Annotated in this window: 9 protein-coding genes and 1 pseudogene; 3 read left to right on the top strand and 7 right to left on the bottom strand. The window is 67.0% G+C overall.

Annotated elements, in window-relative coordinates; all coding sequences use genetic code 11:
- Window positions 1-293 precede the first annotated feature (293 nt).
- The 6 genes from AC5JJ6_RS21120 to AC5JJ6_RS21145 all read right to left on the bottom strand — a co-directional run bounded on the left by AC5JJ6_RS21120 (window position 294) and on the right by AC5JJ6_RS21145 (window position 8,457).
- A complete protein-coding gene (locus AC5JJ6_RS21120; protein ID WP_496043948.1) occupies window positions 294-1,049 on the bottom strand; it encodes an IS5 family transposase in 756 nt (251 codons plus the stop codon).
- A complete protein-coding gene (locus AC5JJ6_RS21125) occupies window positions 1,004-3,298 on the bottom strand; it encodes a PAS domain S-box protein (RefSeq protein ID WP_496043956.1) in 2,295 nt (764 codons plus the stop codon). The genes AC5JJ6_RS21120 and AC5JJ6_RS21125 overlap by 46 nt, the downstream gene beginning before the upstream one ends.
- A 329-nt stretch (window positions 3,299-3,627) precedes the next feature.
- A complete protein-coding gene (locus AC5JJ6_RS21130) occupies window positions 3,628-4,089 on the bottom strand; it encodes a response regulator (protein ID WP_496043949.1) in 462 nt (153 codons plus the stop codon).
- Window positions 4,082-6,703, bottom strand: coding sequence for a sensor histidine kinase (locus AC5JJ6_RS21135; RefSeq protein WP_496043950.1), 2,622 nt, complete (start codon window positions 6,701-6,703; stop codon window positions 4,082-4,084). The genes AC5JJ6_RS21130 and AC5JJ6_RS21135 overlap by 8 nt, the downstream gene beginning before the upstream one ends.
- Window positions 6,700-7,104 carry a response regulator gene (locus AC5JJ6_RS21140; protein ID WP_496043951.1) on the bottom strand — a complete coding sequence of 135 codons (405 nt, stop codon included), beginning with the start codon at window positions 7,102-7,104 and terminating at the stop codon, window positions 6,700-6,702. Before AC5JJ6_RS21140 ends, AC5JJ6_RS21135 begins: the two co-directional genes overlap by 4 nt.
- A 3-nt stretch (window positions 7,105-7,107) precedes the next feature.
- Window positions 7,108-8,457 (bottom strand): sensor histidine kinase, encoded by a 1,350-nt coding sequence (locus tag AC5JJ6_RS21145; RefSeq protein ID WP_496043952.1) that lies wholly within the window; start codon window positions 8,455-8,457, stop codon window positions 7,108-7,110.
- 310 nt (window positions 8,458-8,767) lie between these two features.
- Between AC5JJ6_RS21145 and AC5JJ6_RS21150 the strand changes: the two are divergent.
- The 3 genes and pseudogenes from AC5JJ6_RS21150 (at window position 8,768) to AC5JJ6_RS21160 (ending at window position 12,276) form a co-directional block, all read left to right on the top strand.
- Window positions 8,768-9,966: pseudogene (locus tag AC5JJ6_RS21150) on the top strand (IS256 family transposase).
- A gap of 276 nt (window positions 9,967-10,242) precedes the next feature.
- A complete protein-coding gene (locus AC5JJ6_RS21155) occupies window positions 10,243-10,971 on the top strand; it encodes a flavin reductase family protein (protein WP_496043953.1) in 729 nt (242 codons plus the stop codon).
- Window positions 10,972-11,481: 510 nt separating this feature from the next.
- Entirely contained in the window at window positions 11,482-12,276 is a 795-nt protein-coding gene (locus AC5JJ6_RS21160; RefSeq protein ID WP_496043954.1) for a potassium channel family protein, read from the top strand.
- Window positions 12,277-12,493: 217 nt separating this feature from the next.
- Here AC5JJ6_RS21160 and AC5JJ6_RS21165 read toward each other — a convergent pair whose 3' ends face one another.
- Window positions 12,494-12,802 carry a hypothetical protein gene (locus AC5JJ6_RS21165; RefSeq protein ID WP_496043955.1) on the bottom strand — a complete coding sequence of 103 codons (309 nt, stop codon included), beginning with the start codon at window positions 12,800-12,802 and terminating at the stop codon, window positions 12,494-12,496.
- Window positions 12,803-13,183 lie beyond the last annotated feature (381 nt).

Here is a 13,183-nt window from a genome sequence, read left to right on the forward strand (position 1 = left end):
GAACTACCTTGCCAACTCAGGCTACGCGTTCGACTAAACCTGAAATGCTCTAGCGAGACCTGTGCGCGGGTCGTCCAAGATACAGCATCTGGCATCTGGGTGCTTGAGATGGCTACTACAAATTGTGGTTTACCGGACCCGCGCACAGGTCTCCTAGGTGCTTGTTGCTGCGATTGCACTACCCCGCCATCGCGGCAGTGGCATAGCAAGAGGTTGCGCTCCGCCTGCTGCCTCTGACTGTCCGCTCTCGGACATTAATCACATGCGACAATCCCCATAGGCTCCGGACTCGATCAGGTCCATCCGCGGAGGATGGCGGCGATGGCGACGGCTGAGGCGAAGTTGGCGGCGAGTTTGTCGTAGCGGGTATGGATGCGGCGCCAGTCCTTCAGCCGCCCGATGGTGCGCTCGATGATGTTGCGGGCCTTGTAGGCGCGCTCGTCGAAAGGGTGCTTGGTCTTTCGGGTTGGGTTGTTGGGGATGACGGGGGTGGTGCCGGCTCCGAGCAGGAAGCGGCGCAGGCCGTTGCGGTCATAGGCGGTGTCGGCGAGCAGCCGGGCGGGTGGCGGCAGGTTGGCCATCAGGCCCTGGGCAGGCCGGAGGTCGCCCATCTGCCCAGGGGCGACGGTGAAGGCCAGGACGCGGCCCCGGCCGTTGGTGACCAGGTGGATCTTGGTGCCCTGTCCGCCGCGCGAGCGGCCTATGGCCGGCCTGGCGGTCGGCCCCCCTTGTCCGCCCGCGGCCGAGCGGTGCGCCTTGGCGGTGGTGCTGTCGATCAGCTGCAGCCCGCCCGGCGTGGCCTTAGCCAGGGCAGCCAGCATGCCGGTCCAGATACCGCGCCCAGACCAGCGGTGATCGCGATTGTAGATGGTGGTCGGCGGCCCGTAGCAGGCCGGGCAGTCCTGCCACCGGCCGCCATTCCGCAGCATGTGTACGATGCCGCTGATCACCCGCCGGTCGTCCACACGCCGTGCGCCAGGCTGGTTCACCGGCAACAGCGGCGCTATCGCCGCCCACTGCCGATCCGACAGCCAGAACTCACCCGCCATGATCCAAACGCCGATACCACAGAGTTTGAATCACACCCCGACCCACAGAACCAAGACCCGATTGGGTTTGGAGCGTAGAGCCGCTCCTTCGCGGTGGACATCTCAGCAATGGCGGCACCCGTACTGGCGCGGGCCCCGCCAGCGACGCAGCGAGATGCCGGAAGAACGATGGTGACCCCGGCCGTGTCGTTCCCTGAGGCTGTGTCGATCGTGCCCCTAAGCTGAGCCGTGACGAGCGCCATGACCAGCCGTACCGCGAAGCCGTCGAGCCCGGCGGCACGATTCCCACGCGCCGGTTCGCCTCGGCTCCACTCGAGCACCAGGCGGTCCTGCTCCAGGTCCAACCGCCAGGCGAGCCACGCGAGAGGTTGGCCCTCCTCCGCTGCGCCCCTGGCCGCTGTCGCGTTCGCTGCCAGCTCATGCACCACGAGGGCGAGCGGTTGGACCGCGGACGGGCTCAGCGTGAGGTCGGGTCCCGACATCTCGACCGCACCGGGACGCGAAGCCGACCGGGGCAGACCGGCCTCGGCCACCTCGCGCAATCCCGCATCGCGCCAGCCACGCTCGGCCAGCAGGGCGTGGGCCCGCGAAAGGGCCATCACGCGGGCCTTCATCACCGCCGCATACCGCTTCGGCTCGTCAGGTGGCGTGAGACGGAGGATCGAATAGACTACCGCCAGCACGTTCTTCGCGCGATGGTCGACCTCGCGCAGCAGGATCAGCTGCCGTTCCTCCGCCCGGTGGCGCTCGGTGATGTCGATGCAGGAGCCGATGAAGCCGAGAAAGATCCCATCGGTGCCGTTCCTCGGGACGCCCGTCTCCAGCATCCACCGCCAGGCGCCGTCGTGGCGCCGCAGCCGGTACTCTAGAGAGTAGGGCTCACGGCGGGTGAGGTGTTCCGACTTGAGCCGGACGCAGCCCCCGACATCGTCGGGATGCACCCTGCCCAGCCAGCCGTCCAGGCACTCGTCCTCGGCGGGGCGCCCGGTGAACTCGAGCCATGGCCGATTGAACCAGACTCGGCGTCCCTCGGCATCGGTCATCCAGATGAGGACCGGTGCGCCGTCGGCCATGCCGCGGAAGCGCGCCTCGCTCTCGGCGGCGGCTGCAGCGGCCTGCCGCTCGGCGTCCGCGCGGTGCCGCAGAACCCCCTCTGACCTCTCGATGGCGCGGCGGAGATCCTCGAACTCCGCGACGGCCGCCGGTGGCACAGGTGGTGGCGGGGGGCCGTCGCCCGCCGACGCCGCGACCGCGCGTGCCTGAGCCAGTAGTCCCAAGACGGGAGCGAGGAGGCGCTGGCCGAGCCATCGCGCGCAGGCCAGCCCGGCGAGAAGCGCGACGAGCACGGCGGACGCCAGTTGCAGGAGCGGCCCCCTCCAGCTCCACTCGTAGGCCGCCAGGGGTGTCGACACCACGACGGCCCAGCGCGGCTCGGCCCGGACCCGGTGGAACCCGAAGAGGGCTGGCACGCCCTCAAGACTCATGCCGCGGAAGGTGCCCTGCTGCGCATCCGAGGCGATGGCAGACCAGCTCGGAGCTTGTGCTCCAAGCGCCCGGTCCTGCCCCCGGGAGCGCGCGACGACGCGCCCGTTCCCGTCCGCGACGGCCGCGATGCCACCGCGAACGCCCTCGTTCGTTAGGCGGGCAGCGAGCTTGGCCGGGTCGAGGATGACCCCGACGGCCCGGCTGGGCGGTCCGGCGGCTGCCGTCACCGGCGCGACGACCGAGGCGATGGGACGCCGCGAAGCATGGCCACCGAATAGGTCCGAGATCACGGGCCGTCCCGTGGCGCGCATGCGCTCGATGGCCTCGGCAGGCCCGCCTCGGGGAGGCGGCACGTCCGCGGGCAGCATCGTGTTGACGAGCTGGGGGAGACCTGGCTCGAGCGAGCTCAGCACCACCCAGGTGCCGAGGTCACGGGCCACCTCGACGGCCCAGGCGCGGAACTCGGAGGTGTCGTCACGGGCGGCCAGCGGCGAGGAGGCCAGGGCGGCCGCCGCGGCGACATGGGTCTCCACATCGTTGCTGACTGCAAGCGCCAGGGCGCGGGCAGAGTCGAGCAGACGTTCCTCGAAGTCGGCCCGGTGCGCCTCGACGGTCCGGCCGACGATCCAGGCACCCGCGCCCACGAGCGGCATCAGGCAGACGAAGACGAGGAGAATGAGATGGGCGCCGAGGCCGCGCCGCCGTTTCGGCTGGCCGTTGCCCTGCTTCCGACCAGGCGTCGTCAACACGCCGTCAAAGGTCACCAAAAGCGGCTTCCAAGGGCTCCGCGCGAAGTGGGTGTACCAATCGACCCAACCCCCCGGGGACCCTCTATCGTGCGCACGCTAATCTGTCCCCCAGACGTCCGGGACCGATTGCCCCGCGAAGCCACACCGCATAATTGATGACAGAGGCTCAGAATCTGAGCTAGGGAATTTGTGACTAACAAACCCGAGAGAACCCATGAACGCCGCGGCAGATGTCCATTGAAATAAAGTAATCAATTTGGTTGCATTCGTATGACAGAGTGCACAAGCGGCTCGATGTTTGTCGGTGTCGAGTTGGCACACGCCACCCGGCAGCACCCGAACGATCAAGTCCTGGCCGGGGGCCGGGCCGTCGCGCTCGGAAGCTGGGACATACCCATCCAGTAGTCCGCCAGCTTGCGGACCATCCCAAGCAGCCCGTCGGCGTCCACGGGTTTCACGAGATAGCCGCTCGCTCCGAGTTCGAAGGCGCGATCCACGTCGCTCGTCTCCCGCGACGAGGTCAGCACGACCACCGGCGTGCGCCCGATCCCCGGCTGCGCGCGGATCCAGGCGAGCACCTCGAGGCCGCTCCGGCATGGGAGCTTCAGGTCAAGCAGGATGAGCCCCGGCATCGGGCTCCGGGCGCGGTCGGTGTGCTCCCCCTCGCCTGAGAGATAGGCAACGGCCTCGTCGCCGTCCTCGACGTGGTTGACCGGGTTCGGCAGCCCGGCTTGACGGAATGCACGGCGGATCAGGAAGGCGTCATCCTCGTCGTCCTCAACGAGTAGCACTGGAAACTCACGCATCGGCTTTGGCCACCAGGGGAAGCTCGAACCAGAACCGGCTGCCCCCGCCCGGTTCGGACTCGACCCCGACCTTTCCCCCGAGCCGCTCAATTCCTTTCTTGACGATGGCCAAGCCGATGCCCGTGCCCGGATAGGTCTTGCGCCCATGCAGCCGCTCGAAGACGCGGAACACCCGCTCATGGTGCTCAGGGCGGATGCCGATACCGTTGTCCTCGACCACGATCCGCACCACGGTGCCCCGATCCTCCGCGCGGACCGTCACGTGCGGCTCCGTGCCGGACGGGACGAATTTGAGCGCGTTGCCGATGAGGTTGCCCAGCACCTGTGTCAAGACGGCGCCGTGGCCTCGCACGACCGGCAGTGGCCGCTCGACCGTCACCCTAGACAGCGCCGACCCGAGCTCCGGCTCGAGTTGCCGCAGCACGCCGGACGTGATGCCCTCCAGGTTGACCAGCTCCGGCCGGATCTCCTCCCTTGCCAGGCGGCTGTAGGCGAGCAGGTCATTAATCAGATCGTCGAGGTGGGCGGCGCTCCGAGTGATCCGCACGGCGTAGCTGCGCGCCGTCTCGTCGAGTTGGTCTCCATGGTCTTCAAGCAACGCCTTAGAAAAGCCGGTCATGCCGCGCAACGGTGCGCGCAGGTCGTGCGCGACTGAGTAGGCGAAAGCCTCTAGCTCGCCATTGGCGTCAGCCAGCTGACCATTGACGTGCTCGAGCTGTGCCGTCCGCTCCTCGACACGCCGCTCCAGGACTGCGTTCAGCCGACGCACCTCTTCAAGAGCCGAGCGTTCCTCATGGAAGTCGATTGTCGTGCCGACCCACATCTCAACCCGATCGTCCACGTCCTTGAGCGCCACCGCGCTGTTGCGAAACCAGCGCCAGGAGCCATCGGCGGCGCGAGCGCGGTGCTCAACCCGATACGGCTCGCCGGTCGCGACGGAACGGGTCCAGGCATTGGTAATGCGTGGCAGGTCTTCGGGATGCATGACTGCTGCCCACACGTCGCCGAGGCCAGCCTCCGAAGGCAGGCCCGTGACGTCGGTAAAGCGTTCGTTCAGGTAGTCGAGTTCGCCGTCCGGGTCCGCCGTCCAGACGATCTGCGGAAGTGCCTCGGTCACGAAGCGGTAGCGACGCTCGCTGGCCGCCAGCGCCTCCTCGGCTTCCCGTTGCTCGGTGACGTCGATCACCACGCTGTAGAACAGCCGACGGCCGTCGAGTTCCACAGGCATGGTGGAGATGAGGACATCACGGAACTCGCCCGACCTGGTTCGGTGGCGCGTCTCGAACCGATGCGCGTTTCCGCTGCCGATGCTGGCGCTTCGCGTACGGATGCGCGCCTCGTCCTGGCCAGCGTCAATGTCAGTCAGGGTCATTCGGCTCAGCTCGTCCCTCTCATAGCCGAGCATTGCTGCGGCCGCCTCGTTGCACGCAACGATGCGGAGGCTGTCCGGCTCGGTCACGTAGCTCGCCGCGGGCGATGCCTCGAACAGGGCCCGGAACCGGCTCTCGCTCGCCCGTAGCGCCGCCTCGGCGCCCTCCCGCTCGGCCGCCGACTGCGCAAGCCGCGCGGCGATCTCGTCCACCTCGCAGAACCCGGACGACGGAACTGCAGCCGACAGTGTGGGCCTCGCTAGGAACTGGAGAGCGCGGACGATCTGGCCGGCGACTAGGAGCGCGAACGCGAGACCAAGGGCGGCGAATATTGCGCCGATGGTGACCGTCCGGGTCAGCGCGGCCCACAGCGGGCCGGTGAAGACCTCCTCCGGGACGAGGATGTAGGCGGCGTAGCCTGTCCTCGGCACCCGCGCGAAAGCGGCGACGGCGACGTTCCCCTCGAACACGGGCACGGCGTGGGCGACCCCGGTCTGCCCCGGCTCGGCCGCCAAGGCGGTAAGCAGGGGGTCGGTCGCCCGCATGCCAATCGTGCTCTCCGGGCGGAAGGTCCGTGCGGCGATGACGCCAGATGCGTCGACCAGGCTGGCGATCCAGCCCTGCGGCAGCTCAAGTTCGGTCAGGACGGCGACGAAGGCGCGCGCCGGGATGACGGCCGCGAGCACCCGGTCCGGCTGGCCACCAGACTCGACCTTCGTCACGGGCACGGCAACCACGATGACTGGTTGCGAGGTCTCAGCGCGAGCATCGTGGATCAGGCCGGAGACGGCAGTGCGGCCAGTCAACAGCGCGCGGCGGATCACCTCCTCCCCAGCCTCGCCCGGAGGCGGCGTTCCCTCCGCCCACACGATGGCCGGTCGGGCGGCACCCGTCTGCGCAGCCGCTCCTACCCAGCCTCCGCCGATCTCGACGCCGACAGTGCGCATATCGGCGAGCAATGCATCCCGGTTGTCGCGGGGGAGGTTCTCGGAGCGTGCAACCGTCCGCAACAGCGCCTCCGCCCTGCTGATCTCGCGATCAACGAGGACGGCCAGGGCCCGGGCGCGCCCCTCGAGGCGCTCCTCGGCCCGCTCGCGCTCGCTCTCGTAGGCCGACCATACCGCGAAGGCCGCAAGGCCGAGCAGCGGCAGTGCGACGGCGAGGACCAGGAGGGTCAAGCGGCCGCGGATGGAGGCGCGGGGCGCTGCATGCGTTTGCGCGGACACCGCTCCGAGCGTGTTCACTGCGGCACCTCGTTCGCGGCTGCGTTCAGCGCGTGCAGAAGCTGCCGCGGCAGGAACGGCTTGCGGACCAGCGGGAGCGAAGAACCGACCGCCGCTCGGGCTTCCTGCTCAGCCCCAGGGGAGCCGGTCACCAGGACGACCACGGTGCCGAAGCGTTCATGCAACACTCGCGCCGCCTCCAGCCCATCGAGGCGCTCGCGGAGGGTGAGGTCGACCAGAGCGACCCGCGGTCGGGTGTGGGCGGCCATGGCGACCGCGTCCGGCACCGCGTCCGCGACCCCGACCACGTCGAACCGCGTGCCCTCCAAGATGTCCTCGACGTAGTCCGAGACGAGGCTCTCGTTCTCGACGATGAGCACCTCGACGTGGACGGCATCCCGCGGTGAGTGCTGGGTGGGCATGGTTCAGCCCTTCGGGAAGGTGATGGTGACGCGGGTGCCCCGCCCGGGCTCCGAGATCGTCTTGACCTGGGCATCTGCCTGGCGGGAGAGCGACCGGATCAGTCGCGTGCCGTAACCTCCCCGGGGCGAATGCTCAGGGGTGGCGTTGCCGGGAAAGCCGACCCCGTTGTCCTCGACGACAAGCAGGCATCTGTTCTCCGGCTCGGCCGCTGCATTGCCGAGGGAGACCCGGAGCCTCGGCGTGTCGACGCCCGGGAAGGCGTGCTTGAGGGCGTTCAACAGAACCTCATTGGCGATGAGACCGATGGGCACGGCCTGGCTGACCGGGACCACGACGTCGGCCAGCTCGGCATTGAGCCGGATGTCGCTGCCCTGAAGCAGGCTAGCAAGGAGCTCGTCAAGAAACTCGCGGATGTTCACCCGCGCGTAGTCGCCCGATTTGTAGAGGCGGCCCTGGACAAGCGCGATGGAATGGATGCGCGCCGACAGCTCCTCGAGCGAGCGCCTGAGCTCCGGGTCCGAAGTCCGGTTCGCCAGCATGAGCACGAAGGCGATAAGCAGCTGGAGGTTGTTGTTGACCCGGTGGTAGAGCTCGGCGAGCAGGACGGTCCGCTCCTCCTGTGCCCGCCGCATCTCGGTGATATCGGTGAAGGCTGCCTCGAAAAAGGGGGCCCCGTCCTGCCCCTCGAAGCGCCGCGCCCGCACGATGACGGGCGTGCCGCGGCCGTCGAGCCGCAGGAGCGTGGTCTCCGCCGCGCCGCCCGACATGGCAGCCCTCCAAGCCTCTTGCCCAGTTCCCGCCAGCGTCTCCGTCAGCTGGGAGAGCCCGGCGGCGTCGCCGTCGGGCGGGACACCGAGCATGCCGAGCAGGGCCTCGTTCACCTCGACCGCCCGGCCATCGGCGCCAACGAGAGCGAGCCCGACCGGGACGTGGCGGAACAGGCTGCGGTAGCGTTCCTGGGCCTCGCGGGAGGCGCGCCGATTGCGTGCCCGGTCGAGCGCGGCGGCGGCCGCGACCGGCAGGCGCGCATACTCATGGCCGCGCTTTAGGAGGTAGTCATCCACCCCGGAGCGCATCGCCTCCACCGCGACCGTCTCGCCGCCTGTGCCTGTCAGCATGACGACGGGGATGTCTGGATCGAGCGTCTTCATAAGGCGAAGGACGTCGAGGCCGTCCATCCAGCCCATGCGGTAGTCGGTAATCACCAGGGCGGGGCGGGGCCCCTCCAGTGCGTCGGAAAGCTCCTCGCCGCTCTCGACCTCGACCAATTGGGCGCACGGAAAGCCGCGCCGGAGCTCGCGTAAGGCAAGAAAACGATCGTCCGGATTATCGTCGATGACGAGGATGCGCACGGTACGTCGGCCTGTAGTCGGGATACAGCAACGTGCCGACATTATCATGGGTTCGGCCGTCCGTGCAGTGATGTCTCCGCTCTTGCCTCCGCCAGGCAGTAGGCGAGGAGCGGGCACCTGCAGGCTTCTGTCCACGTTCCCGAGGGGATGGCCATGGCCAGGTTTCGCCAAACCGCCCCACTTTGTTGCAGGGTCGCGTCCTTGGGCGTGGTGTAGGAGGCCGCCACCGTAATGGTGGCGGCCATCGTGATGGTCGTGGCTAGGGTTGGGTTGCTGAGACCGACAACCCTTGGACCATGGGCCAGCCACGATGACCGACGAGACGATGGCCCTTCGGGGCCTTTTGAAGAAGTCTGCCGACGCCACCTTCTTGCGGGAGATGATCGGCTTCGCCGCCCATCGACTGATGGAGCTGGATGCTGAGGGGGCCTGCGGCGCCGGCCACGGCGAGCGCAGCGCTGATCGGGTGAACCAGCGCAACGGCTACCGCGAGCGGGACTGGCAGACCCGGGTTGGCACGGTGGAGCTGCGTATTCCGAAGCTGCGGCGCGGCTCCTACTTCCTGGCCTTCCTGGAGCCGAGACGGCTGGCAGAGAAGGCGCTGACGGCCGTGATCCAGGAGGCCTACGTGCAGGGCATCTCACCCGCTCGGTGGATGACCTGGTCCGCGCCATGGGTATGGAGGGCATCAGCAAGAGCTAGGTCAGCAGCCTGTGGGCCGAGATCGACGGGCGGGTGCAGGACTTCCTGGGTCGTCCCATCGAGGGCGACTGGCCCTATCTTTGGCTCGACGCCACCTATGTGAAGGTCCGCGAGGCGGGTCGCATTGTCTCCGTCACAGTCACCATCGCGGTGGGCGTCAATGGTGATGGTTGGCGCGAGGTGCTCGGCATGGCGGTTGGCGCCTCTGAAGCGGAGACCTTCTGGACCGACTTCCTGCGTGGCCTGGCCCGGCGCGGCCTGCGCGGCGTGAAGCTAGTCATCTCCGACGCCCATGAGGGCCTCAAGGCCGCTGTGGCCAAGGTGCTCAGGGCCACGTGGCAGCGCTGTCGTGTTCATTTCGGCCGCAATGCCGCCGCCCATGCCGGCAAGACCCAGCGCCGCATTGTCTCGGCTTGGATTGGCACCGCTTATGCCGAAGCGGATGCTCCGGCCGCGCATGCCCAATGGCGCCGGGTTGCCGACCAGCTCCGCCCCAAGGTGCCGAAGCTCGCCAGCCTGATGGATGCTGCCGAGGAGGACGTGCTGGCCTTCATGGACCTTCCCCGCGAGCACAGGGCGAAGTTACACAGCACAAACCCGATCGAGCGCCTCAACGGCGAGATCAAGCGCCGCACCGACGTGGTCGGCATCTTTCCCAACCAAGCCGCCGTCATCAGGCTCGTCGGAGCCTTGCTGCTCGAGCAGTCCGACGAATGGGCCACCCAACGGTCGCGCTACATGAGCCTGGAAGCGATCAGCGCCGTCAGCGATACTGGCCAAGTCAGCCTCTCGGCTGTGCCCGCCTGACAAGCGGCCCAGCCCACTAGGAGCAACTGCTCCTACACCATCACCAGGGACAGGACCTAGTTGATGAACCGTGGACGGGGTCGTCTTCGGCAACCCATTTGCCTCGGTGGACCAACGCCGCCCCTGCAGGATCGAGATACATTGGAGAGGCTGCCAAGGCTTGGCAAACGCAGCCCGGCACGTCGCGTCGATCTCGGATTCGGCCGCAAGATTCGGATGGCCGCCCGGTCTCGGCCAGGGCCACTACATCGATCCACAACCGGCGACGAGGATTCGATGAGCCAAGCCAGCCTCCCGCATGCGCAAACTCATAGAACGGCGGAGCCGGCCATTCTGTACTTCGGCACGCCCGTTGTCCTGATCAGCTCGGCGAACGAAGACGGCACGTCCAACTTGGCCCCGATGTCGTCGGCGTTCTGGCTGGGATGGCGCTGTGTCCTCGGCTTGGCCACAGCGTCCAAAACGACGGAGAACCTGAAGCGTACCGGCGAGTGCGTACTCAACCTGCCGTCCGTTGGGCAGGTGGGGGCAGTGGACCGCCTCGCCCTAACCACCGGCTCCGATCCGGCGCCACCTGGCAAAGTCGCTAGAGGCTACCGCTTTGAGGGACGCAAGTTCGAACTGGCCGGGCTCACGCCGGTGGCATCCGAGACGGTCGCCCCGCCGCGTGCACTGGAATGCCCGGTGCACCTCGAGGCGACAGTCGAGCACTGGGGCAACCTCGCTGAGAACGACGAAGCGGTTCGCGGCCGCTCGGTGATTTTCGAGGTTCGCATCCGACGTGTACATCTGGCGGAGACGATTTTGCTCGACGGGCACCGCGACCGGGTAGACCCGGACAAGTGGCGCCCGCTCGTCATGAGCTTCCAAAAGTTTTACGGCCTCGCACCGGGGCAGGCGCACGCTTCCCGGCTCTCCTGCATTCCCGAAGCACTCTACAGAAGCCCCGACGTCGACGCGGCGAGGGCCATTCCGAGCCGAAAGCAGATGCAACGGGGCCGCTAATCTTCGGAGCCAGTGAATACCACTCTTCCCATAAAGGATTTTATGAACGGTCGCAGACACTTGTTGTTGGATAAGATGCAATTTGCAAACGTCGTGGCATGGAAAGCATGACTCCCTCATGTCACAGGTGCATAAGCATGCGCTTTTTGCTGCAACGTCCCGTCAAATTGACCGATGCGTGGGCTTTCTGAGATTGTGGCAGGCCCGGTACTGCTTGCAACGCAGCACTTATCAGAGGCGAGAGGTACTGCCGATTGGTAGGTATTGCCAGCAGAACGGCCAGAGCCGGATAGGAATGAACGGCCAGTGCGAACTCGCTGCGGTGTAGAGCCAAATGGACCAATGGCTGCAGGAGGAGCCGGCCCCCTCCAGAAGTGTTTGGCATCCCGCAGATGGCCACGCGGCTGGAAACTTGCTTAAGCTGCGTCCGCGAAATCAGGAGGGTGCCATGTTCGACCCTAGCCGCGTCATTGCGGAGCGTTGGGCCGGGGCAGGACGGCTGTAGCACTGATGCCTTCTGCGGCGACCCCGGTGGGGCGGTTTCGCGTGTGGCTGCGGCGTATGTTCTATGGGCATCGCCCCACCGCGGTCCGGTTCCAGATCGGGCTGCTGGCCGTTGACATCGCTGCTCTCACCTACTTCCTGGCGACCACCTTCGTCGAGGACGCGCCTTGGTTGCGCGTGGTAGACCTGCTGCTCGGCCTCCTCCTCGCATGCGAGTTCTTGGGGCGCATGCTCGCGCACCGGCACCCCATGCACTACCTCGAGAATGGTGCCGCGCTGCTGGACCTCGTGGTGATCGCTTCCCTGTTCGTCTCGGCGCTCGGTGCAAACCTCGGCTTCCTCCGCGTCCTGCGCACGGTCCGACTGCTACGGTCCTACAACGTGCTCGGCCGCCTCAAGCATGTGTCCCCGATGGTCGCCCGCAACGAGGAGGTGATCCGCGCCGCGCTCGATCTCGCCGTCTTCGTCCTGCTCTCTTCCTCGCTGGTCTACGTCACCCAGCGCGGGGTCAACCCGAAGATTGAGGACTTCGTGGACGCGCTCTACTTTACAGTGGCTGCGCTCTCCACCACCGGCTTCGGTGACATCACGCTTATCGGTAGCACCTTCGGCGAGCTGCTCTCGGTCGCCATGATGATCGTCGGTATCTCCCTCTTTTTCCGCCTAGCGCAGGCCGCGTTCCGCCCCGGTGGCAAGGTGCGCCACTCCTGCCCACAATGCGCCTTGCTGCGCCACGACCCTGACGCCGTGCACTGCAAAGCATGCGGTCACGTGCTCAACATCCCCAATGACCGAGATTGAGAAGGCGGCGTCCGACCTTGGCGCTCGGAAGGTGTCTGACATCCTTACCCGGGCCGGCGCGCCTTTTCCGTATCCGCCCCTTATGCGGCAGCCGCTGCCATCCACCCAGGTAAAGGCGAGTTCGACGATCCGTTCCTCATACGTGGCAGCCCAAGCCTGCCGGGCAGTTGGTCGGCTGCCGCAGCCCATCAAGTGGAATCAAGCTGCGTGGGCTCACTCAGTGATACGCGCTGGCCTTTAGCAGAAGGTCTGCCGCTACTGCGGCGGCCTCGCCGGCCTCTACCTCACGCCCGTTGGACATGTGCAGTACGCAACCCTGCGATGGAGCGGTGACGGCCACCACGGCCGATGGGCGGATGTAGGTACAGCGCTGGGTGCCGGTCTGGGTCAGGCGCACGAGGCCTGGGATTTGCCGGGCAACAGCATCGGACGAGCCGCCCACCTCCAGCTCACGCCCGTCTGCAAGCATCACGACGCACCGATCGTGCAAGGGCGATTTGATCGCGATCACCGCCTCATGGCGCACGAACTGCCACCAATCGGTCCCAGGCTGGGGCAACCGAGCGAAGGGTTCTGTCGTTGCCGCCTCAGGCGAAGTGGTCTGAACTGGCCGTGGGCCACCTCGGGAGCGTGTCGGCGCATTCGCTGGGGTGTCAGCCTCCATCCGCTGTCGTGCCACTTCCGAGAGGAAGCGCGTCGCAGTGTTCGCAGCTACTGCGAGAGGATTGGGGCCGGCACCTGCCCGCAGGGCCGCCTGAGCGGTCTCCTCTGCGACGTTGCGCAGCACTCTACGAGCCTCGGATGGAAGAATGGCGAGGAGCTCAGCGAGGGGGTTCACCTGGACATTACGGTTTTGACTAGAGCATTTCAGGTTTAGTCGAACGCGTAGCCTGAGTTGGCAAGGTAG

Source organism: Skermanella sp. (genome assembly GCF_059503625.1).